This window comes from Algibacter sp. L1A34 (assembly GCF_009796805.1).
In the GTDB taxonomy this organism is placed as follows: Bacteria; Bacteroidota; Bacteroidia; order Flavobacteriales; family Flavobacteriaceae; genus Algibacter.
Genome location: NZ_CP047029.1, coordinates 2,850,585 through 2,875,374, shown reverse-complemented (window position 1 = coordinate 2,875,374; position 24,790 = coordinate 2,850,585). Strand labels below are relative to the sequence as shown.

Genomic DNA, 24,790 nt, shown 5'->3' with positions numbered 1-24,790 from the left:
ATAAATTTAAAATCTTCCAAATAGAGCCTTTACAATACAAAATTGTAAAGGCTTTTTTTATAACATAAAGTGGTTTTAAACTCACCACTATCTTTCCCTTACATAAATTATTAACAACTCCTTTTTTCAAGCTTTACTCCTCCAAAATATTGTAATTATTTGTGTAGTCAAAAACACATATTTTTTCAACACAAAAAACACTTTAACGACAAAAAGAGTATTTCAACGGTTATATTTTTTTAAATGAAATGTATTTCATCGATTATTTCTACATTTAAACGTCGTAAATAGAATATTAACTATGTTTGAAGTAAGAAAAATGCAACACATAGTAAAAAACATATATAATATGGCTCAAAAATTTAAAACATAAGAACTAATAAAAAAAACTAACGTTTTATTAAACTTAGTTATCGCTTTTATAAAGCGTATATAATTCCAAAATATTGACCCCAAACCCTGATAAAAAGCTAAACCGAGTTACCTTAATTAACTCCAAAATAATCTCCCTAAGGATTTAATAGCGATAAAAATGCTCTACTTATGAAAACGACATTCAAATCAAGCTGGTTAAAAAAATACACTATTATTCTAATAGCAATATATGCAGTCGCGTTACCAGAAAACTTAAATGCATTTTGTTTAACAAACAGCATTGCTAAAAATATTTCGAATACTGCTTCCGAAAATAATTTAACAACTGTAAATCCATCCATTAACCTAAATGGAAAATTTGAACTCTATTTTGATGGCCTAGATGATTATGCCTCAGAACCTGCCGTAATAAACTCATGGGAAGAAGTATCTTTAATGACTTGGGTTAAAATTGACAATGCATCAACAGGTATTCAAATCATTGCTGGTCAAAGAATATTTTATCTTCAACTTAATGCCAATAAAAGCGTTTCTGCTTTCGCTAATTCAAAAACCCTAACAAGTAAAACACTTTTAAATCCTAATCAATGGTATCATATTACTATCACACACAAGCCAAATTCCTTTAATTTATATATTAACGGACAAGTGGAAGCATCGAGATTAACGGCTTCTACTAGTATAAAACGTGATACTTCAAGTTTTACTATCGGTAAATATCCTGATAATAGCAGTAATTATTTTCATGGTGCTCTAGATGAATTTCGTTTATTTAATAAAGCGCTTTCCTCTGATGAACTTCAGAAAATGATTTACCAAGAAATAGAAGACAATAACGGTATTGTGAAAGGTAGTGCCTTACCAAAAAACATTACAGATTTTGATGCTGTAACAAACACATCAACTCCTTTGCAATGGGAAAGCTTGAAAAGATATTACCGTATGGATATTATTGAAGACAATATGCTTTTCGATTCTGCTAAAACCATAAACGATAATACTGCACACGCAAAAATTCATAATATTGAAATAATTAACGAACAATCGGCGCCATTACCATTTATAACAACTCAATCTGGCTCTTTAGAAACGGCTATAAGCAACCTTAACAAAGGTATTTCTGGAGTAGATGCTTTAACTTTCGATTGGTCTATTGTAAACATTAAACACAACGATGTGTTTTACGCTAATTCTCAAAAGCATTTGGGCTTAATTATCGATAATAAAGATGCTAACTTAAACCCTATTACTTATACTGTTAGAAATAACTCTGAATTAAATATTAGTTGGTATTTAAATTTAAACGGCATAATAGACCTACAAGGAAAATCTCAATTAGTACAAGGTTTACAAAGTACCTTAGCCCCATCTAGCCAAGGTAAAATATTACTAAACAAACAACTTGAAGATGATATTTACACCTACAATTACTGGTCGTCTCCTGTTGGGCAAACTAATAACTTAACAAACAACAATAATTATAAATTAACAGATATTATTAAAAACGTAAGTTTTTTAAGATCAGGATATAACGGAACAGAAACATCTATTGCTGATTACTGGATTTGGAAATATTGCAACTTAATAAACTACGATACTCCAATTTGGCAACATGTAAGATGCACAGGAACTCTAAAAGCAGGCGAAGGCTTTACCATGAAAGGGACAGGAACTGGAACCGAAAAAACATTACAAGATTATAAAATTGAAGGCAAACCAAATAATGGTGATATAAATATTCCTGTTTATGCCGGAAACGAATATTTAGTTGGTAACCCATATCCTTCTCCTATTGATGCACAACAATTTATATTGGATAATAGTGAATCTAATTCTGGAGTTACAACAGGTATTATTTACTTTAAAGAACATTACAGTGGAGGCACACATAGTTCTGGCGAATTCCAAGGTGGCTACGCAACATATTCTCTTGCTGGTGGTATTCCAGCAGTATGGGTAGGTGATAACAATCCTGAAACAACAGAAGACGTTTTAAGTTTAAAAACGCCTAAACAATATATTCCAGTTGGTCAAGCTTTCTTTATGATGGCGGAAACTACGGGCGAGATAAATTTTAATAATGGACAACGTGCATTTCATATAGAAAACAATTCAGACAATACATCTGCTAAATCATCACATACTAAAATAGCTGCAGAAGATGATACAAGACCAAAACTTAGAATTGGTTTTAACTCTGTAAACCAAATTCACAGACAACTTTTAGTAACGGCAGATGAGCATGCTACTTCAGGTTACGATTCGGGATTTGATGCCCAAGATATCGATCAACTATCAGATGATATGTATTGGTTAATTGGTGATGACAAATTTGGTATTCAAGCTATTGATATGATAGATGAAGCTACCAAAATTCCGTTAGGCATTCATACAAAAACTGCTGGAGTAAATACAATTAGCATAGATAAATTAGAAAACTTCCCTGAAGGCCTAAACATCTATCTTTACGATAAAGAATTAAATATTAGTCATAATTTAAAAGAAGGCGATTACAATATTTCCCTAGCTGCAGGCGAATATTTAAACCGATTTGAAATCACCTTCTCGGAACAAGTTACGTTAGCTACAAATAATTTTAACAACGACAACGTTGCAATATCATACACTAATACAGAAAACAAAATTATTGTTGAAAACCCAAAATCACAACATATTGAAACTGTAGAATTATACAATGTATTAGGTCAAAATATTGTTGAAATTAAAACAGAAACTAGTAATAACCATTTAGAATATAAAACCCAACAATTAAAATCTGGAATATATATTCTTAGCGTGAATACCGAATTTGGAAAAATCTCTAAAAAAATAATGGTGCAATAAGATACCTTATTAACACCATTGTTCTTTCAATATTGTTTTATAATAATTAAACCAGAGTGGCTTTGGAAACTATTTAATTTTAGAAATTAAAGTTTCCAAAGTCACTTTGTCTTGTTCGCCAGAAACCATGTTCTTTAACGTATATGTATTAGATTCCATTTCCTCATCGCCTACTAAAACAACAAATGGAATAGCTCGTTTATTAGCGTGATTCATTTGTTTTTTCATTTTAGCTGCATCAGGGTAAAGCTCGGCATTAACACCCTCTGCTCTTAAGGTTTTAATAGCTTTTAAACTAAACAGCGCCTCTTTATCTCCAAAATTGATAAATAAAACCTCTATATTTTTTGATACCGTTTCTGGGAAAAGACCTAACTCTTCAAGTACTAAATAAATGCGATCTAATCCAAAACTAATACCCACGCCACTAACATCTTTCATCCCAAAAATACCGGTTAAATCGTCGTAACGGCCACCACCACCAATAGAGCCCATGCTCACGGTTTTTGGCGCAGCCACTTCAAAAATAGCACCTGTATAATAATTTAAACCTCTTGCTAAAGTAACATCAAGTTGTAAAGTTGCTGTTTTTAAACCTAATTCTGAAATAGCTTCATTAATAAAAGCCAATTCTTCAATACCTTTTTTTCCTTCTTCGGAAGTGTTTAAGATTGATTTTAAACTTTCAATTTGAGATTCAAAATCACCTGAAAGGGTGAATAACGGTTGAAGTTTTGTAATACCTTCTTCTGAAATTCCTTTAGAACGCATTTCTTCTTTTACCTTCTCCTCGCCTATTTTATCAAGCTTATCTAAAGCTACTGTAAAATCGATTAATTTATCGCTAGCTCCAATAACTTCTGCAATACCTGAAAGTATTTTTCGGTTATTAATTTTAATAGTAACGCCTTCTAGTTTTAATGCTGAAAAAACGGTGTCGTAAAGTTGAATAAACTCCACTTCTTGCCAAAGTGATTTAGAACCAACAACATCGGCATCGCACTGAAAAAACTCTCTAAAACGACCTTTCTGAGGTCTATCTGCACGCCAAACAGGCTGTATTTGATAACGCTTAAAAGGGAATTCAATCTCGTTTTGATGTTGTACCACATATCTAGCAAAAGGCACGGTTAAATCGTAGCGTAATGCTTTTTCTGAAATGCTAGAGGTTAATTTAGTTGAATCTTTTTCAGCGTAAGCTTGCCCGTTAGCCTTGTTTAAATAATCACCTGAATTCAAAATCTTAAAAATCAAACGATCACCTTCTTCTCCATACTTCCCCATTAAGGTATCGGAGTTTTCAAAACTTGGCGTTTCTATAGGTTGAAATCCGAAGGTTTCAAAAGCACCACGAATACTATTAAAAATATAGTTTCGTTTTGCTACTTGTTCTGGATTAAAATCTCTTGTTCCTTTTGGTATGCTTGGTTTTTGAGCCATATTTAATTTACCTATAACAGGATTGTTTTTTATTATTTATTTCTTCAACTAAAATAAAATTTAATTGAAAATATTAATTAATCAACTTATAAAAATACTGATACAATTCACCTTTAGTAATAGAAGCACCTTGCTCAATCATTTTAAACTTATCTAAATTTTTATCATCGGAGTATGCTTTATCTGCTTGTAAAAACTCGACATTTTCGTCCATTAAATTTTCACGAAGCCAATCATAACCTTCTTGTGTAGTTATATCAACATCATTTTTCACGTTAACTACAATAGCATGCATTTCTTTTTCTTTTAAATAAAATAAATACATGTGTTGCGGTGCAAAATGCTCAAGATATTCCGCTTTGTTTAATGCGCCTTCCCAGATTAAATCGCTAAACACATCGAGTTCAATTTCTGCTAAATCGGGTTTATTTTCTTTTAGGTTGGTCCACTCATCGGCAGTAACCGATTGCGTTGCCAAAAAGTTTATAAACTCTTGGTGTAATTCTTCAAACTGTTCTTTTGTTAATCTTGAATATTTCATGAAAATCTTTTTATTCCCGAATCAAGGAGAATTATATGTTTTATTTTGTAATATTTAAACTTGCTGCGGCCGCAAATGGTCTGTCTGTTGCAATAACATCAACACCCATATCTACCCATTTTTGATAAAGATGGTCACCTTTGGCTTGCGCTTGCTTATCTAAGTTTCCTAAAGTTCCTAGCATGCAGGTTATTCCTAAATCGTGTAATTTTTTATAAAATGCTTCCGATGACAATCGTGTACCTGTAAAAGCAATCATGTTTTCCGTTGGAATTTCGGAATGTAACAACCAATCTAGTTCCTCTTCATTTCTAGCCGAAACTGATAACAACAAATCTGTCGACGCTTTATATGCCGCACTAGCTTGTTTCATATCATAAGTAATAATAACCGAAATATCTTCTGCTCCAGTTTCTTCAACTAAGGCTACAACTTGTGTTACAGAAACACTCTTTTTTATATCAATAGTTAATATCACATTATTTGATTTCGCCCAAAGGAGCACATCTTTAAACAACGGAATTTTAAAAGTAGTTTCGTTACCAAAATCATCTTCCAAATTATACTGTAATAATTCTTGATAGGTATAATTTGTAATATCACCTTCGCCTGTAGATGTTCTACCTAAGCTATTATCGTGCATTAAAACTAGTACATTGTCTTTAGTTTTAGCGATATCAATTTCATAAACAGCAGGAATACTATCGTTTATGTATTTTAAGGTTTCTAAACAGTTTTCGGGATAGTTCTCTATAGACTTTCCACCTCTGTGCACACTTATAATTGGTGCTTTATTAGATTGATAAGCAAACCGACTTACTAATACCGACTTGTTATTGGTTTCTGTTTGTTTTTCAGTCTTTTCTTTACACGAGAAACTCGCTAAAAAAAGACAAAGTATTACTATATATTTCATTTTATACATAAAAAAAAGCGCCCCTTAGTTAAGGAGCGCAAATTTAAGAATATATATGTTATTATCTTAGAAAATATAACGTAAACCTACTTGGGCTTGCCATCTAGAAGCTAAACTAGAATCGTAACCAAAAGTTTTTGTTTGATTGCTATTAAAAGAATAAACAGGATCTCCCGTAGTTTCATCAAAAGTTACACCTATTGGCTGTACATTATTAGGTTGTTGTATAATTCCCCAATCTGAATTTAATAAATTACCAAAGTTCAAAATATCGATACTAAATTGAATCGTGTTTGTCTTATCCTCAGATACTTTAATTCTGTAATCTTGCATAAACTTAACATCCCATTTACCTCTCCAAGGCGCTAATGCACCGTAACGCTCTGCATATTGACCTCTATTATCACTTAAATAATCGTCTTGACGAATATAAGATTCTAAGGCTGCAGCATCTCCTGTTCCAGCAAATTGCATTAATGCTATGTCTCCAGTAGTAGGAATATAAATTAAATCGTTAATTGACGAACCATCTCCGTTTATATCTCCACCATAAACATAGTTAAAACGTGCTCCTTGAGCATATTCGAAAAATGTTGATAAAGTGGTAGACCATTTATCGTTTCCGTAATCCCATTTTTTACTAGCCACACCAATAAAACGATGTTTATCACCATATTTAGAATGTGATAATACATCATTATTTACATTACCTAATGCAGGATTACCCTTAAAGGCATCTCCTGTAATTTCTGCTTCAATAGAATTTACATCTCTAGCATCTAGATAGCTATATGCAAGCATAGAATATATACCGTTATCAAACGTTTTTTGAGCTTTTAATGATGCGTTCCAAATACGCCCTTTGTTAGAGTTTGTCATTACGTAAGCGTTACCATTAGTAACTTCACCCCAAGGTAATGTTGCTTTTGCATGATCGCTATCCACATAAACGGCTCTGTTATCTACACCTTGTAATTGACCTGTTGGTTTGTTTAATCCCCAATTTTGAACATGGACACCATTAACGTCTTTTGTGTAAGATAGGTCGGCAGTTAAAACAACACCACTTTCAAGTTTTTTATCCAATCCTAAATTTGTTCTCCATACTTGAGGAAATTTAAAATCTGGATCTACAGCTTGATAGAAAAAAGTATCTACACCACTAATTTGATTTCCTACCCAAACAAAAGGAAGACGCCCTGTAAACAAACCTGTACCACCTCTTAATTGAAAAGAACTATCACCATTAGTATCATAATTAAATCCAACTCTTGGAGATATTAACCAATCTGTACTAGGCATTTTGGTAGAATCTATTAATAAAGGCTCTCCAGTGTTAGGATCAAAATACTCTGTGTCTGGCAAATAAATTTCACCATTATCTGTATCAATAAATTTTTGAGCGTTTTCCGCAGTATCAAAATATAGAGGTTTATCAAAACGTACCCCATAAGTTAATTTGAATTTATCGGAAACATTCCATTCATCTTGTGCATAAAAAGCTATTTGACCTACGTTTGTTTCAGATAACAACCAGCCACCATCTTCACCATCTGCAATGGCATTTCTAGAATTAAAGGTAGCTTGTGCTGCAGCAAAATCATAACTAGAAGCATCAAAATCTGCGATATCTACATTCCCAAATACATCAAAACCATAACCTTTTAAATTGAATGAATTATCAAATTCAAACTTCTCGAAAGATATACCAACTGTAAAAGTATGATCACCTTGAAAGAAATTTAGATTATCTGTAAATTGAAATACTTTTTGATCTAACTTATTATTAATTGAAAACGGCTCGTGACCAGCAATAATATATGGCGAACCATCTTTATATATATTAATAACTGGAGCAGGTGTAGAAAACGGTGTTCTAAAATCATCAAAATGGGTATAACCAATTTGTAATTTATTAGTTGATGATTCTGATAGCGTTGAATTTAACTCAACCTGTATAGATTTTAAATTATTATTTATCTCGTAACCTGAGTTTTGAAATTGTAAAGTAGTTGCATTTGGTCCACGTGGATTAACGGCAGATGGATGCGCTGGCTTCTCTTGAGATGCATTTAAAAAATTGTAGATAACAGCTAAACGATTATTATCATTAATATTCCAATCTATTTTAAAAATACCTTTTGTAGATTCTGAAGCATGAGTAAACCCTTGATAATCACCTGGATCATATCCTTGAGCTCTTAAAGCCGTTTGAACAGCAATTAAATCACTTTCTAAAACTCTAGATTCTGTAATTCCACCAGATCCCGTATTTGGTGTCCATCCATTAGTTCCTAAATCATCACGTTCATCTTTTTCAAAATTTGCGAAAAAGAATAATTTATCTTTTATAATCGGGCCTCCAATACTAACACCATATTGTGTTTGGTTTAAATCTGGTCTAGCCACATCTTCACCTCTAATTTTCTTACCTGTCATAGTTTCATCTCTGTAAAACCCATAAACTGTACCGTGAAATTCGTTTGTTCCGCTTTTGGTAACTGCATTTACCGATGCTCCGGTAAAACCAGATTGTGTAACATCATAAGGAGCTGTAGATACTTGAATTTGCTCAATAGCATCTAATGAAACTGGCTGAGAACCTGTTTGCCCACCTGGTGTTGCCGCATCTAATCCGAATGGATTATTAAAAATAGCACCATCTAATGAGAAATTGTTAAACTGATCGTTTCTACCACCAAAAGAACCACCACTAGCAGTTGGCTCTAATCTTGTAAAATCCGATTGTGATCGAGAAATAGTTGGTAAACGTGTTAGTTCTCGACGACCAACACTAGTTTCCGCACCAGTTCTATCACTTCCAAAAGTTCCAGTTCCACCTGTTCCTTGAATAACAACAGCATCTAATTGCTCGTTATCTTCAGATAAAGTAACATCTACATTTTGGGTTTTCCCTAATGTTAAATATACATTTTTAAACGTTTGCTCTTTGTAACCAACATAACTAATAGTAATAGTGTAAGGACCTCCAACTCTTAAATTCAATAAATTGTATCGACCATCGAAGTTACTGGCAGCACCATACTTTGTGCCTGTTGGTGTGTGAATAGCAAGAACATTTGCACCTGGCAACGGTACCGAGCCCTGATCTAAAACGAGTCCTTTAATATTTGAAGTCGTGACTTGTGCAAAAGCCATAGCGCCAATAAATAAAAAGAAAATTAATAGTTTTGTTTTTTTCATTGTGTGAAGATTGAGTTAAAGTTTTTTAGTTTTTCATTATGCGAGCATAATGCAAGTAAAAATAGAGCAAAAAAAAACCACTCCAAAGGAGTGGTTAATTTTATTGTAAACTTTTATTAACTATATGTTAACAAATTAGTTTGCTTGGGCAATAACTTCAAATTCTAAATCTACATTTACATCTCTGTGTAAACGAACTGCGGCAGTATACTTACCTAAACGTTTAACAGTAGTAACTGTAATAAATTTTTTGTCAATTGATTGACCTTCTTTTTCAATAGCAGCAGCTAAATCAATGTTATTTACAGATCCAAATAATTTATCACCTGTACCAACTTTTGCTTGAATTTTAACTTCTAAAGCTTTTAATGCTTCTGCAATTACGTTAGCATCATCAACTATTCTCTTTTCTTTAAAGGCACGTTGCTTTAAATTTTCTGCTAATACTTTTTTAGCTGAAATAGTAGCTAAAACTGCTTGTTTTTGAGGAATTAAAAAATTTCTACCATAACCGTTCTTAACTGTTACAACATCGTCTTTAAATCCTAAATTTTCAACGTCTTGTTTTAATATAAGTTCCATTGTTATCGGTATTTTATTTTAATAAATCAGCTACATAAGGCATTAAAGCTAAGTGACGTGCTCTTTTTACAGCTACAGACACTTTTCTTTGATACTTTAATGATGTTCCTGTTAAACGACGAGGTAAAATTTTACCTTGCTCATTTACAAATCTTAATAACCAGTCTGCATCTTTATAATCTACATACTTGATACCTGATTTCTTGAAACGACAATATTTCTTTTGCTTATTAGTTTCAATATTTAGAGGCGTTAAATATCTAATTTCGCCGTCTTTTTTTCCTTTGGATTGTTGTTCTATTGATGACATAATTAAGCTTTTTGTTTAAGTTTAACTCTTCTTCTTTCTGCCCAAGAAATAGCATGTTTATCTAACGCTACTGTTAAATAACGCATAAAACGCTCATCACGTCTAAACTCTACTTCTAATGGATTGATAACCTCTCCGGCTACTTGATACTCAAATAAGTGGTAAAACCCACTTTTTTTGTTTTGAATTGGGTAAGCTAACTTCTTTAGCCCCCAGTTTTCTTTTGATACCATCTTAGCGCCGTTCGAAACAAGAAAATCTTCGTATTTCTGCACTGTCTCCTTTATCTGATCTTCAGATAAAACGGGATTTAAGATGAAAACAGTTTCATAATGATTCATAAAAATCTATTTTTATTGTTAAAAATTGGCTGCAAAAGTAATTAATTTTTATATATTACACAACTTAATGGTGTTTATTTTTAATACATACACGAATATTTACCATGTTAAAAAAATGTTAAAATAAACAGTTTGCCGATGTTTTTTGGTTTTTAGCCGAATTTTTCGTACTATTGTCGATATCTTAACCGAAATAAATTAAAATGTTATGACATTAAACTGTGTAGTAGTAGATGATTCAGCCATACAACGTCTTTCTATTGTTAAATTAGTAGAGAACCACCCCTCATTAAACTTAATAGCAGAATACAGTAGTGCATTAGAAACTAAAAATGGTTTAAACTCTCATCAAGTAGACTTAATCTTTTTAGATATTGAAATGCCAGTACTAAACGGATTTGAACTTTTAGATGTACTAAACAACAAACCACAAATTATATTTGTAACCGGTAAAACAGAATATGCGTTTAAAGCATTTAATTATGATGCTACCGATTATTTACATAAACCAATTACTAGAGAACGCTTTAACACCTCTGTAGATAAAGCTTTAGAGCAACATAGATTGACTTTAGACTTTAATGAAGAAGATGGTGAACACATTTTTGTAAAAAGTAATCTTAAAAAACGTAAAGTTTATATTAAAGATATTAAATGGATTGAAGCCCTTGGTGATTACGTAAAATTGGTAACTGAAGAAAACAGCTTAGTGGTTTTATCGACCATGAAATCTTTTGAAGCTGAATTACCAGAAGGCAAATTTTTAAGAATCCATAAATCATATATTGTTAATCTTGATAAAATTGACAGATTTAACAGCAAAAACGTTGAAGTTGGAGCTTACGAGATTCCTTTAAGTAGAAATAAGAAAACACAACTTGTAGATGCGTTAAACAATATTTAATTTAGATAAAGTCTCGATTATTATCGAGAAATCTAATTAAAAGAGCCCCAACTTTTATAATTGGATTAATAATTATCAACATTAAGTATTACACGCACCGAGCGAAAATCTTTTACATTCAAGAAGCTATTATTAATTTTAATGATAGCTTCTTTTGTTTTTCCTAAAGATTGTTGCTTAGGAATTTTTACCAAAATATTTTTGTGATACTGATTTCTAATTCTTGACACCGGCGGAAACTCTGGACCTAAAACATTGTCTTTAAAAACTTGTCTTAACGATGTTGCATACCAATCTGCAGCAATTTCTACCCGATTATAATCTTTATGTTTTAACGTGATTTTTATTTGCTTGTAAATAGGTGGATACTTAAAATTATACCGCTCGTTCATTTGTTCCTTGAACATATCGATATAATTATTTGTAGAAACCTGCTGTAAAATATTATGATGCGGATTGTAAGTCTGTATTAAAACCTTACCACGTTCCTCTGTTCGCCCTGCCCTACCCGACACTTGTAACATGAGTTGAAAACTACGTTCGTGAGCTCTAAAATCTGGAAAGTTTAACATACTATCGGCATTCATGATTCCAACCAATTTTACATTTCTAAAATCCAATCCTTTGGTAAGCATTTGCGTTCCAACCAAAATATCGATTTCTTGCTGTTCTAAGGCGGTTATAATCTTCTCGTAGCCATATTTACCTCGTGTGGTATCCAAATCCATACGCGCAACATTATGCTCAGGAAACAACACCTTTACCTCTTGCTCAATTTGCTCGGTTCCAAATCCTTTGTTATCTAATTCTGGACTACCGCAAGCCTTACATTTTCTAAGCATAGGAATTACATAGCCACAATAATGACAACGCAATTGATCTCGATATTGATGATATGTTAAACTCACATCGCAATTTGGACATTGGGGAGACTCTCCGCAAGTACTACATTCAACAATAGGTGAAAATCCACGACGATTTTGAAATAAAATAATTTGATGACCTTCCGTTAAAGTTTCTGTCATTTCCGCAATAAGTCTATCGCTAAAATGCCCTTTCATGCGTTTCTTCTTCTGCTTTTCCTTAATATCAACCAATTCAACTTCAGGCATCAATACATCATTAAATCGATGCGTAAGTTCCACAAAACCATATTTATTTTGCTGTGCATTAAAATAACTCTCTAAACTTGGCGTAGCAGATCCTAACAACACTTTAGCTTTATGTATATGTGCCAAAACTACAGCCGTGTCTCTCGCGTGATAACGTGGTGCAGGATCAAATTGTTTAAACGACTGCTCATGCTCTTCATCTACAATTATTAACCCTAAATTATCGAAAGGTAAAAATATTGAAGAACGCGCTCCTAGTACTATTTTCGCTTTCGCGGAAAGTTCTAAAACTTGATTCCAGACCTCAACACGCTCATGAGATGAATATTTAGAATGAAACACCGCTACTTGATCTCCAAAATAATTCTGAAGTCGAGTAACCAACTGAGTTGTTAAAGCAATTTCAGGCAACAAATACAAAACCTGTTTACCAGAACTTAATACATCTTCAATTAGCTTTACATAAACTTCGGTTTTACCAGAAGATGTTACGCCGTGCAATAACGTAACTTGATGCTTTTCGAATGTTTCTTTTATTTCAGCTAAAGCTGTTTCTTGATAACTATTTAATTTTTTAGAATCTTCATTTTCTTCACCCGAATATTGGACTCTATCTGTTTGTATAAAATATTCTTCAAGAATTTCTTTATCGATTAACGATTTTATAATAGAAGACGACGCTCCGCTTTCAGTAGATAAATCAGATACTTTTACCGGTTTTCTTGTTTTAGCCGAAATAGAAAATAAAGTCATTACCACCTCGCGTTGTTTAGGCGCTCGACTTAAATCATCTAATAATTGATGCAGCTCTTTCTCTGTAGAATAAAAGGTATGCAGTTTAACATAGCGTACTAATTTTGGTTTGTACTTTTCGTAAACTTCTTCTTCAACAGAAATGGCTTCTTTTTCAATTAACCTTTTAATAACTGATAGCACACTCTTTTTACCTAGAATATTAGAAATATCCTGAATTTTTAAAGAGGATTGATGGTTGAGCGCATCATAAACCAAAAACTCATCATCCTTTAAAATAGATTCATCTATCGTTGATTTATTATTCTTAGAAATTACAGTTTCACTTTCTAAAATATAAGCATTTGGTAACGAAGCTCTCATTACTTCGCCTAGCGTACACATGTAATAGCTAGAAATCCAGTCCCATAATTTTAATTGCTTTTCATTTACAACCGGCGATTCATCTAATATCTGTTGAATTTCCTTAGCCTCATAAGCTATTGGTGCATCATTATGAACTCGATAAACAATACCCGTATAAATTTTAGATTTCCCAAAAGGTACAGAAACACGCATACCTGCTTTTAAAAAATCGAACTCCGAAGCTGTAATGCTATAGGTGAATAATTGCTGAAGCGGAATGGGAATTATAACGTCTATGTAATGCAAAGTATTAATGCTTTAATTGAACAATTAATTATATCTAATCCAGTGCTGTGTAAGATATAAAAATGCAATATAACCACGAACTTGAAGTTTATCTGTCTCTTTATCTAGCATTATTCTGCATTTATATTCTTTTCCATTTTCAGCATCAAAAACAGTCCCGTTTTTATAATGATCTCCATGTTTTTCAAGATCTTGAATAATTTCAAAACCTAAAATTGGTTTGTCTTCATAATCGCCTTCGCAGTTTTGACACAACATATTTTTATCAAAAGGCTCTAGTATTTCTATAACTCTACCAAATACCTTTCCTTTTTTCTCATAAATTTCAACTATAGATTTATGTGCACCTGTTTCATCATCTACCGTTTTCCATTTCCCAAAAATGTCTTGAGCTTGCGTTGATAATGATAACATGCAAATTGTAATTAACCAAATATATTTCTTCATAACTAACAGCTTTTTCTAAGTTTATTTAAGGAGGCATTCAACTCGTAACCCAATAACAAAATGTTAGAATTGAGCCATAAGTAAAACATTAATATTAATAACGCGCCAATAGACCCGTATAGTTTATTGTACTGTCCAAAATTTTCAATATAAATTCCAAACAAATAAGATGTCAATATAATAAGTAAGGTTGTAAAAAGAGCGCCTATTGAGAAAAAATTAGAATATTTCCCTTCTTTTGTTCCAAAATAATACAACGTAGCTGTTGCCAGATACACCATAAGGACAAAAAATAAATACTTTACAACATCTGCCCAAAACAAGCCTTGATTAGTAACTTCGTAACCGCGATGCTCCAAAGCTTCAAACAAGCCTTGCACTACATAAATCTGAAAATACCCTAAAACTACAATGGTAATTATTAATAAAAATGCCAATATTAACGCAATACCCAAGGCATACAAATATTGTTTAAACACATTACGTGTAAGTTGCTCATGATAAGAATTCTCGAAGCCCGAAAATACGGCGTTTACACCATTTGCCATTAAACCAATGGATAGAACAAACACAGAGGATAATAAGCCACCACGTTGCGATTGGTCGATATTTTCAAAAATATTTTCGAAGAAAAAATCGGAAGTATTTGGCGGTAAAAACGATTCTAGAAATACTAAAAATTCTATTTTAAAATCATCGATTGGTACATAAGGAATTATGATTAATACAAATAGTAAAAACGGAAAAATAGCCATAAAGAAACTAAAAGCAATTGCACTAGCTCTTGTGGTTAATGCGCCTTTAACTACCCCGATAACGTAAAGTTCTACTAAATCGTAAAACGAAAGCCCCTCTAGTCCTGGTAATTTTAATCTTTTTAAAAACCTCACCAAGATATTAATTATAGGAATTTTATCCAGCTTGTCTTCAATGGGTTTTGTCATTAATAAAAAATTAAATAGAATACAAAGTTAATAAAGTATTTACTGAAAGCAAGGTATAAAAAAAGAGCGTCTATACAGACACCCTTTTATATATTTTAAAAAATTAAAAACTATTTCATAGCTTTTAAACTTAAATCCATATTATGTACAGAATGCGTTAATGCACCGCAAGAAATATAATTAACTCCACATTCGGCATAATGACGAATTGTAGCCTCATTAATATTCCCCGAAGATTCTGTTAAACATTTATTTCCTATCAATTTCACAGCTTTTCTAGTATCTTCATAATCGAAGTTATCTATTAAAATTCTGTAAACACCATCGGATTGTAAAATTTCTTCAACTTCACTTAAATCTCTTGCTTCCACCATAATTTCTAAATCTCTGCCAGTTTCGTGCAAATATTCTTTAGCCATGGTAATCGCTTTTGTTATACCGCCTGCAAAATCAATATGGTTATCTTTTAACATAATCATATCGTAAAGTGCAAATCTATGATTTTCTCCACCACCAATTTTTACAGCCCATTTTTCTAAAACACGAATTCCTGGTGTGGTTTTTCTAGTATCTAAAATTTTAGTTTTAGTTCCTTCTACCAAATCAACAAACATTCTTGTTTTAGTTGCAATAGCACTCATACGTTGCATGGCATTTAAAACCGTACGCTCTGCTTTTAAAATAGATTGAGAAGATCCTTCAACATACATTACAATATCTCCGTAGGTTACTTCTGTTCCATCTTCAATACGAACATCTAGCTTTAAATTCTTATCTACATAAGCAAAAACTTTTTTCGCAAAAATTAACACCACCAATAATACCCTTATCTTTAACTAGCAGTTTTGCTTTACCTCTTGCATTTTCAGGGATACAAGCAAGAGAACTATGATCTCCATCGCCAACGTCTTCACGAATAGCATTAGAAATTATCATTTTCACTTCTGTATCAAATTGCTCCTGTGTAATCATATTTGTTTTGGTTTGCCACAAAAGTAAGAAATTGATTTACTAAAAATAAATTTTACTTTTACGAAATTTAAGATTTTTTTTTAATTAAATACATTATTCATAAATACTAAACAGTAATTTTGCTTATATGACTATCAAACTTATTGCCATAGGAAAAACAGACAACAAACAACTTTTGAGCTTAATAGCTGATTATCAGAAACGTTTGGGGTTTTACATTAAATTTTCTTTAGAGATTATACCAGATATAAAAAATTCTAAAAATTTAAGTGAAGACTTACAAAAGCAGAAAGAAGGCGAACTTATTTTAAAGAAATTAAGTAACACTGATGTGCTAATTCTACTAGATGAAAACGGAAAACAGTTCGATTCTGTAGGTTTTTCTGACTATTTACAAAAACATATGAACTCTGGAATCAAACAATTGGTTTTTATAATTGGCGGACCTTACGGATTTTCTGATGAGATTTATAAAAAAGCAAATGGGAAAATATCATTATCTAAAATGACATTTTCCCATCAAATGATTCGTTTATTTTTTATTGAACAATTATACCGAGGTTTTACTATTTTAAGAAATGAACCATATCATCATAAATAGAATAAACCTCATATTAACACCTTTTAATACAATGTACTAAAACGGTTAAACAATCAACTTTTTAATATGTTTTATAAACTTCTTTGCGCTTTTTAAGTTGGCGTTCTAAATCGCTAACGGTTTCACGAACCGATACTTCAAAATTACGCTCGTTCGATGTTGCAAAAATTCGTGGTCCTGGTAAGCTTAATTCTATATTACAAATTTTACCAGTATCATGAGCATTATCATCTTGCTTAAAATGAACGGTTGCACTTATTAAAAACTCATATCTACTAAAAAGTTTTTCTAATTTTTCTTCAGTGAAAGCCGATAATGTTTCACTCGCATCTACACCTACGTATTCAAAATTTACTGTCATAGTTTATGTTTTAGATTATCAAATATAGCATCGCTTGAAATTATTTTAAATGATTTTGGTCATGAATCACAACGTTTAAAAATAATTTATACCAAGTTGCTGATACTCAATAAAAGGGTTATTTATTTTCTACAATTAATTTTTCCATAATGCTTTTAAGTTTACCTGGCTCTATGGGTTTTATGATATAGTCTGATATATCACTAATCCTTTTAGCTTTCTCTATATCCACAGGATCTACTGAGGAAGACACCATATAAATCACTGTTTTTTTACCTAACTTAGATTTAATTTTAACGTACTCTTCCATAAATTGATACCCATCCATAATTGGCATATTAATATCTAGAAAAATAACATCTGGAAGTTCATTGTCTTTATTTAGATTTTCTACCAAGAATTCTAAAGCTTCTTCGCCATCAGCAAAAACCTTTATATTTTTTTCAAACTCGAGGAGTTCTAGTGTTTTAACGACCGTAAACTTATAAATATCATCGTCATCAATTATGCAAATATTAATAGGGGCATTCATCATAATTCAATTAATTAAAATTAATAGTAAAAGTGGTACCTTTATTTACTTCGCTTGTTGCATATATAGTACCATTCAATGCTTCAACTTGTGTTTTAACCATAAATAAGCCTACGCCTTTGGCTTCTGGGTGTCTGTGAAACACTTTGTTTAAACCAAATAATTTATGCCCATGCTTCTCTAAATCTATTCCCAAGCCATTATCTTTAAATATTAATCTAACTTTTCCTTTTATTACTTCAGATTTAATAAATATTTCTGGTATTCTTTCATTCGATCTATACTTTAGAGAATTCCCTACTAAGTTAAGAAAAATACTTTCTAAATATATGGTATCGTATTTTATTTTAGCCATTTTAGAAAAATCACTTGTAATTACAGCCTCATTTTTCATGATCTGTCCGGTAAGAATATCTTTTGTTTTATTCAAAACATCATTAAACTTAACAGATTCAAATTCTTTAGATGTGTTATTTGTAATTTTTACAGCATTAACTAAAGTATTTAACGTTTGTGTAAGATGATCAATAACTTTTTCAAACTTCTCGAACAAAAACGCTTTATCATCTTCACTTGTTGCTGTATTGTACAACCCTAAAAGCGAGTTAAGATTACTTACAGGCGCTCGTAGATTATGCGATGTAATATGTGCAAAATCGGCTAATTGATCGTTGTTTTTAATTAACTTTTGCGCTAAAATTTCCAAATCGTTTTTAGCTTTAATTATTTTATTTCGAGCAGATTTTTGTTCTGTAATATCGCGTATGGCGGCCGAAATTAAAATACCATCTTCTGTTTGTAATGGACTTAAATTTATTTGAACAGGGAATTCCTCCCCATTTTTATTCATAGCAGTTAAATCTTCCTCCCCAGATGATTCAGTTCCTTCTAGACCGCTTAAAACTGTATCTACTTTAGATTCGCACCCTGTTAAAAAACGTTGTGGTAAAAGTAAATCAACAGACTTATTAAATAGCTCTTCAATTTTATAACCAAACATTTTTTCTGCTTGCTTATTAATCATTTGGATTTTTGAGTCTTCATTAGTGATTACCATAGCATCTGGAGCCGATTCTAATAAGCCTCTAAACTTATTTTCTTCCATTTTTTGCTCGGTAATATCTTGGGTAGTTCCAATCATTTCAAGAATATCTCCTTGATCATCAAGAATTACTTCTCCTAAAGAATGTATTGTTTTCACTTCCCCGTCGCTAGTGATAATACGATGTATAAAATTATTTGGAAACTTTTTTTCTGTATAGGCAATCTCTACGTATTTGGCAACTACAGCTTGGTCTTCTGGGTGAACAAAATTGAAAAACGACTCGTAATTTAAATCTGTTTCACTTTCATCACTCCCATAAATCCCATGCATATTAAAAGACCATTTTAAAGTATCGGTAACCACATTCCATTGCCAATTTCCCATCTTGGCTATTCTTTCTGCAAAACTTAAAAAGTGATTTTTACGCAATAGTTCGGTTTCTGCCATTTTCTGCACAGTAACATCTTGACATGTACCAACTATTTCTGTAACATTTCCCAAATTATCTGTAAAAACATGAGCTAAAAGTTGCACAATTTTTATGGTACCATCGGTTAATTGAATTCGGTGCACTAAATCGGTGAATGTTTTTTCTTCAACGGTATCACGCATATGGTCGGCAACCCTGTCCTTATCTTCCGGGTGTGTAAAACTAAGGTAGGTATCAAGGGTTGTTTCTGTATTTTTTTCAAGTCCAAAAATATTATAGAGATTAGCAGACCATTTTACATTATTAGTAACGATATCCGCTTGCCAATTCCCCATTAGGGTAATGTTTTCGGCAAAATTCAATATATGGTTTTGTCTCAACAGTTCGTTTTTTGCTGCTCTTCTTTTTGTGATATCAAAGGATACGGCTAAAAACCCCGTTTTTTCACCTAAATCATTTTTAATACCTGTTAATGTTAACTCTACCGGAAAAGTAGAACCATCCTTTCTACGATAAGTCCACTCTCTTGTATCGGATACATTATGTTTAGCTAATTCTAAATAAGGGCTAAAATCAGAAAGATCTTTATTATATCTTTTTGCTATATCTTCCTTAAAACTTAGCATCTCTTCTTCTAAATGATAAATTTCTGGTTGTTTTAATCCAACCATTTCAGAAGCTGAATAGCCTAACAAAAGCTCTGCACCATGATTAAAGTGATTAATTATTCCATCATTATCAATCGATACAATTGCGAGTGGTCCAGAATTTAATATCGCTTTTAACTGCATGTTTGCATCATACAATTCTCTTTCGGCAGCCTTAGAAGCTGTAATATCTTGGCAAGTACCAATCATTTCAATAATATTACCCAAAACATCGGTAACAACTTCACCTAAAAGCTTAATAATTTTTAATTTACCATCACCTGCTATAATACGATGGGTAAAACTTTTAAGGCTTTTCTCTTCTCTTGTTTTATCAAAATAATGGGTTACAATTTCTCTATCTTCAGGATGAACAAAGCTAAAATAGACATCAAAATTTAAACTATCTATTTCTTTATCTAGTTCAAAAATATTATACATATTACTGGACCACACTACCTTATCTGTAACAGTGTCCCATTCCCAATTCCCCATTAAGGTAATCTCTTCCGCAAAATTAAGCAGTTGGTTTTTACGCAACAACTCACTCTTTGCTAATTTTTGTACTGTAATATCACGTATGGCTGCCGATAATAACAAACCCTGTTCTGTTTCTAAAGGACTTAAACTTATTTGTATTGGTATTTCTTTGCCTTCTTTATTTAAACCATACAATTCTTTCTCTTCTCCTAATGATCTCGCATCGGGGTTTTCAAAAAAGCTCATACGATGTTCGGAATATAAACCTGTTAATCTTTTAGGTATAAGTATTTCTACAGGTTTATTTAATAACTCGTCAATATGGTATCCAAATAATTTTTCTGCCTGCTTGTTTATTAGTTGTATTTCTCCTTGTTCATTGGTTATCACCATAGCATCTGGAGCAGATTCTAGCAAACCTCTAAACTTATTCTCTGCCATTTTTTGCTCGGTAATATCCTGAATACTACCAACAATTTCTATAACTTCGCCTTGAGCATTAGTGATAACCTGCCCTAACTGCCTAATAATTTTCACTTTACCATTCGTGCATATACGGTGTGTAAAATTATCAAATACATCACCAGCCATAGTTTTATTATGGTGAGCAGCCACAAGCTCCCTATCATCTGGATGAACATAATCTAAATAAGTATTAAAACACAATTCTACTGTATCTTTATCTAACTCGAATATGTTATATAGACTATCAGACCATACAAGCTTATCTATAGCTTTACTCCATTGAAAATGCCCCATTAAAGTAATCTCCTCTGCAAAATTGAGTAGTTGATTTTTTCTCAATAATTCATTCTGAGCAATTATTTTTTCAGAAATATCTGTTGAAACACCAAAATAACCAATAAGTTTATCCTGTTCATCTTTAATTGATGTTAATGTTAATTGAACCGATATTGTCGATCCATCTTTTCTTAGATAAGTCCATTCTCGGGTATCATATGCATTATGTTTAGATAATTCTAATTGCGCACTAAACCCTATAGGATTTTTACCATATAACTTTGCAATATCAATCCTAAATGCATCTAACTCTTCTTGCAGATGATAAAATGTTGGTCTTTGCAATCCAATTATTTCAGATGCTGAATATCCGGTTAAAATTTCTGCTCCACGATTAAAATGAGTAATAATGCCATCTGCATCTGTAGATACCATGGCTATTACTTCAGAATTAAACACAGATTGCAACTCTGCATTGGTTTTTTTTAAATCTATTTCTGTGTTTTTCTCATTATTTATATCCTGAAATATTCCAAAAACCCGTATACATTTACCATCCACAATTTGCGCTTGCCCAATAGCACGTGTCCAAATAATATTATTAGTTGCTGTTACTAATTCTAGTTCTACATCAAAAGAGGTTCCATATTCTGAAACTTCAGTAATTGCATTTTCAATCTTAGTTCTACTTTCCCCTTCCTTAAAAAAATTAATACCCGTTTCTACATCCACTTCGAAGTTTTCGGGCACTTCATGTATTTCATAAACTACTTTACTCCAAAAAAGGGTGTTTTTTATTAAGTCTATTTCCCATGTTCCAATGCGCGCAACTTCATTCGTTTTATCTAATATTGTCTCGATACGGAGGCGTTCTTCCTCATTTTCTTTAAGATGCGTAATATCACCCGTATGCATAATTAATCCACCAATATTTCCTTCGGAAATATACCATGGACGTACATCCCAATAAATCCATTGTACCGATCCATCTAAACGTACAAAAGGAGCTTCATCACACCTGTCTATTACACCTTCTTTAAGACCTTTTTGATGATTTGCTTTCCAATCGTCACCAATTTCGGGAAAAATATCATAGTGAGAACGACCTACTATTTGTTGTCCTTCTAAATTATAATCTTCTATATAACGTTGGGAAACCGCTAGGTAACACATATTATTATCGAGCATAGCAATAGCTGTCGGCGCCTGTTCTATAAAAATTCTATTATATGTATCTTTAACTTCCAAAGCAATTTTGAGCTTTGTTAGCTCTATTTCCGAATTTTTCTCACTATTAATATCCTGAAACACCCCAAAAAGGCGGATACATGTACCATCTACAATTTCTGCTTGTCCAGTAGATCGCACCCAAACAGTATTCCCTTTTAATGTTATAAGCTCTAACTCTACATCAAAAGAGCGACCTTGCTCCTTGGCTTCTTTAATTACTTTTTTTAATGTGTTTCTGCTCTCTCCTTCCTTATAGAAATCCACACCTGTTTCTAAACTTGGCACAAAATCATCGGGCGCTTCATGTATTTCAAAAACTACTTTACTCCAAAAAACAGTGTTTTTTATCAAGTCTATATCCCATGTTCCAATGCGGGCAACCTCGTTAGTTTTATCTAATATTTTCTCTATACGAATCCGTTCTTCCTCATTTTCTTTTATGTGAGTTATATCGCCTGTATGCATAATTAATCCGCCAATATTTCCTTCAGAAATATACCAGGGTTGCACATCCCAATAAATCCATTGTACAGATCCATCTAAACGCACAAAAGGAGCTTCATCGCACTTATCAATAAATCCACCTTTAAGACTCTTTTGATGATCCTCTTTCCAATCATCACCAATTTCCGGAAAAACATCATAATGAGAACGCCCCACAATCTGTTGTCCTTCTAACTTATAATCTGTTATATACCTTTGAGAAACCGCTAAATAACACATGTTATTATCAAACATAGCAATAGCAGTTGGAGCCTGCTCTATAAAAATTCTATTATATTCTCCCTGAGTTTCTAATTCTGTTTTAAGTTTTTTAAGCTCCAACATATTAGATTTTATTTTATCTTCCGATAAAACCAACTCTTCATTAGATTTTATAAGCTCTTTATGTTTCTTAATGAATGTAAAAAACGCAGGACGAACAACGCTTAAAAAACCGGTTAGCAAAAATAAAAGCATAATTAATGCAAGAAGATAGATAACATTCTTAAATTTTTTGAAATGTTTTTCTTCGGCTTTTTGGTATTGTACAACTAAGGCATCTACATTTTTTAAGTAACGATGTTCTAATTCGTAAATATTGTTTACTCCTTGATTTAAGGACTTTAAATCGGAATTTTCTATAGAAGATAATATCGGGTTAAAAGAAGTTTTATTAATTTTTAGAAGAGAATCTAATTTGCTATTATCTGCATTTTTATTATTTACAGATTGCAAATAATTATGTAGGCTATCCCATTCTTTTTTAAGCCCTTTTAATGTATTAATTGAGTTTTTATTTGCGTTTAAGTCTTGGCTATAATTAGCATTAAATACCTGTTTAATTATGCGTTGGCTCAACGCACGTTGTTTTACAGCAACATTTATTAAATAAGAATCTGATATTTGCGAGTTAATGCTCTTTTGAACAATAAACACAATAACAATTATTAATAATATAAGTGAAGATATAAATAGTAAATACCTTTTTTTTATAGAATTTTTTAGTTTCTTCATTAAGAATTATTACAAATCAATCTAAACTGATTTAACTTAAACAAAATTATTTTTTTATTTTAATACTAATTTAAAATAGATTGTTATTATTGCAGTGAAGCCACATATTTATTAAAATATTCAAAAACTCTTTATAGAGGAAGTGTATATATTATTATTTGGGGCAACAAACACTAATAAACATCGGCAAAATATGAAATTTCACAGACATATTAACCTTTTTTCTCATTAAGTTAAACTAAATAGCACCTATCGTATAATAAAAAACTTACATTTTAAATGAAAATCGTTTTCGCAACAAATAATTTAAACAAACTGAAAGAAGTTCAAGCTTTAATTCCAGATTATATTAAACTACTTAGTTTACAAGATATTGGATGTTTTGAGGAGGTTCCCGAAACCCAAAATACAATAGAAGGCAATGCTATACAAAAAGCAGAATACATAAAAACAAATTACAATCACGACTGCTTTGCCGATGATACCGGTTTAGAAGTTAACACCTTAAATGGAGAGCCAGGTGTTTATTCTGCGCGCTACGCTGGAGAACAACGTAACGCTTACGATAACACCAATAAACTTTTAACCGAATTGAACAATAAACCAGATAGATCGGCACAATTTAAAACCGTAATTGCATTACATATAAATGGAGAGCTAAAAACGTTTACAGGAATTTGCAAAGGTGAAATTACTACCGAAAAACATGGCGAAAAAGGTTTTGGTTACGATCCCGTTTTTAAACCCAACAACCACAGTAATACATTTGCCCAAATGGATTTAAGCATAAAAAATAGTATTGGCCATCGCGGCAAAGCAGTTAAACAATTAGTAACTTTTTTAAGTGAAATAAAATAAAAAATAGATTAAAAAAAGTGTTTTTTAGGGTT

Annotated in this window: 17 protein-coding genes and 1 pseudogene; 4 read left to right on the top strand and 14 right to left on the bottom strand. The window is 31.9% G+C overall.

All coding sequences use genetic code 11. The features are described 5' to 3' along the window. The first annotated feature begins 543 nt into the window (after positions 1 to 543). Entirely contained in the window at positions 544 to 3,219 is a 2,676-nt protein-coding gene (locus tag GQR97_RS12145) for a LamG-like jellyroll fold domain-containing protein (RefSeq protein WP_158848730.1), read from the top strand. Positions 3,220 to 3,288: 69 nt separating this feature from the next. Here GQR97_RS12145 and hisS read toward each other — a convergent pair whose 3' ends face one another. From hisS to rpsF, 7 genes are all read right to left on the bottom strand, one after another. Beyond that, on the bottom strand, positions 3,289 to 4,659 hold the full coding sequence (gene hisS, locus GQR97_RS12140) for a histidine--tRNA ligase (protein ID WP_158848729.1): 1,371 nt from the start codon (positions 4,657 to 4,659) through the stop codon (positions 3,289 to 3,291). A 73-nt stretch (positions 4,660 to 4,732) separates the two neighbouring features. Continuing rightward, the gene (locus tag GQR97_RS12135; protein WP_158848727.1) at positions 4,733 to 5,200 is read right to left on the bottom strand and encodes a DUF6495 family protein; all 468 of its coding nucleotides are present in this window, start codon (positions 5,198 to 5,200) and stop codon (positions 4,733 to 4,735) included. A 40-nt stretch (positions 5,201 to 5,240) separates the two neighbouring features. Beyond that, positions 5,241 to 6,116, bottom strand: coding sequence for a glycerophosphodiester phosphodiesterase family protein (locus GQR97_RS12130; RefSeq protein ID WP_158848725.1), 876 nt, complete (start codon positions 6,114 to 6,116; stop codon positions 5,241 to 5,243). Between the two features lie 66 nt (positions 6,117 to 6,182). After that, positions 6,183 to 9,320 carry a carboxypeptidase regulatory-like domain-containing protein gene (locus tag GQR97_RS12125; protein ID WP_158848723.1) on the bottom strand — a complete coding sequence of 1,046 codons (3,138 nt, stop codon included), beginning with the start codon at positions 9,318 to 9,320 and terminating at the stop codon, positions 6,183 to 6,185. Between the two features lie 135 nt (positions 9,321 to 9,455). Further along, on the bottom strand, positions 9,456 to 9,902 hold the full coding sequence (gene rplI, locus GQR97_RS12120) for a 50S ribosomal protein L9 (protein ID WP_158848721.1): 447 nt from the start codon (positions 9,900 to 9,902) through the stop codon (positions 9,456 to 9,458). Positions 9,903 to 9,915: 13 nt separating this feature from the next. Further along, positions 9,916 to 10,212 carry a 30S ribosomal protein S18 gene (rpsR, locus tag GQR97_RS12115; RefSeq protein ID WP_042498218.1) on the bottom strand — a complete coding sequence of 99 codons (297 nt, stop codon included), beginning with the start codon at positions 10,210 to 10,212 and terminating at the stop codon, positions 9,916 to 9,918. A 2-nt stretch (positions 10,213 to 10,214) separates the two neighbouring features. After that, positions 10,215 to 10,553, bottom strand: a complete 339-nt coding sequence (rpsF, locus tag GQR97_RS12110; RefSeq protein WP_158848719.1) for a 30S ribosomal protein S6 — start codon at positions 10,551 to 10,553, stop codon at positions 10,215 to 10,217. A gap of 208 nt (positions 10,554 to 10,761) precedes the next feature. Between rpsF and GQR97_RS12105 the strand changes: the two genes are divergently transcribed. Further along, a complete protein-coding gene (locus GQR97_RS12105) occupies positions 10,762 to 11,457 on the top strand; it encodes a LytR/AlgR family response regulator transcription factor (protein WP_158848717.1) in 696 nt (231 codons plus the stop codon). 65 nt (positions 11,458 to 11,522) lie between these two features. Here GQR97_RS12105 and priA read toward each other — a convergent pair whose 3' ends face one another. From priA to nadC, 4 genes and pseudogenes are all read right to left on the bottom strand, one after another. After that, positions 11,523 to 13,973 (bottom strand): primosomal protein N', encoded by a 2,451-nt coding sequence (gene priA, locus GQR97_RS12100; protein ID WP_158848715.1) that lies wholly within the window; start codon positions 13,971 to 13,973, stop codon positions 11,523 to 11,525. Positions 13,974 to 13,997: 24 nt separating this feature from the next. Then, the gene (locus GQR97_RS12095) at positions 13,998 to 14,420 is read right to left on the bottom strand and encodes a DUF2147 domain-containing protein (RefSeq protein ID WP_158848713.1); all 423 of its coding nucleotides are present in this window, start codon (positions 14,418 to 14,420) and stop codon (positions 13,998 to 14,000) included. 2 nt (positions 14,421 to 14,422) lie between these two features. Continuing rightward, a complete protein-coding gene (locus GQR97_RS12090; protein WP_158848711.1) occupies positions 14,423 to 15,364 on the bottom strand; it encodes a YihY/virulence factor BrkB family protein in 942 nt (313 codons plus the stop codon). Positions 15,365 to 15,474: 110 nt separating this feature from the next. Further along, a pseudogene (nadC, locus tag GQR97_RS12085) lies at positions 15,475 to 16,336 on the bottom strand (carboxylating nicotinate-nucleotide diphosphorylase). A 127-nt stretch (positions 16,337 to 16,463) separates the two neighbouring features. On the opposite strand from nadC, the gene rlmH reads away from it, so the two are divergent. Further along, a complete protein-coding gene (rlmH, locus tag GQR97_RS12080; protein ID WP_158848709.1) occupies positions 16,464 to 16,937 on the top strand; it encodes a 23S rRNA (pseudouridine(1915)-N(3))-methyltransferase RlmH in 474 nt (157 codons plus the stop codon). Between the two features lie 61 nt (positions 16,938 to 16,998). Here rlmH and GQR97_RS12075 read toward each other — a convergent pair whose 3' ends face one another. The 3 genes from GQR97_RS12075 to GQR97_RS12065 all read right to left on the bottom strand — a co-directional run bounded on the left by GQR97_RS12075 (position 16,999) and on the right by GQR97_RS12065 (position 23,900). After that, on the bottom strand, positions 16,999 to 17,298 hold the full coding sequence (locus GQR97_RS12075; protein WP_158848707.1) for an HPF/RaiA family ribosome-associated protein: 300 nt from the start codon (positions 17,296 to 17,298) through the stop codon (positions 16,999 to 17,001). A gap of 118 nt (positions 17,299 to 17,416) precedes the next feature. Then, entirely contained in the window at positions 17,417 to 17,830 is a 414-nt protein-coding gene (locus tag GQR97_RS12070) for a response regulator (protein ID WP_158851789.1), read from the bottom strand. Positions 17,831 to 17,840: 10 nt separating this feature from the next. Further along, the gene (locus tag GQR97_RS12065; RefSeq protein WP_158848705.1) at positions 17,841 to 23,900 is read right to left on the bottom strand and encodes a PAS domain S-box protein; all 6,060 of its coding nucleotides are present in this window, start codon (positions 23,898 to 23,900) and stop codon (positions 17,841 to 17,843) included. A 279-nt stretch (positions 23,901 to 24,179) separates the two neighbouring features. On the opposite strand from GQR97_RS12065, the gene GQR97_RS12060 reads away from it, so the two are divergent. Then, positions 24,180 to 24,758, top strand: a complete 579-nt coding sequence (locus GQR97_RS12060) for a non-canonical purine NTP diphosphatase (protein ID WP_158848703.1) — start codon at positions 24,180 to 24,182, stop codon at positions 24,756 to 24,758. Positions 24,759 to 24,790: the final 32 nt, after the last annotated feature.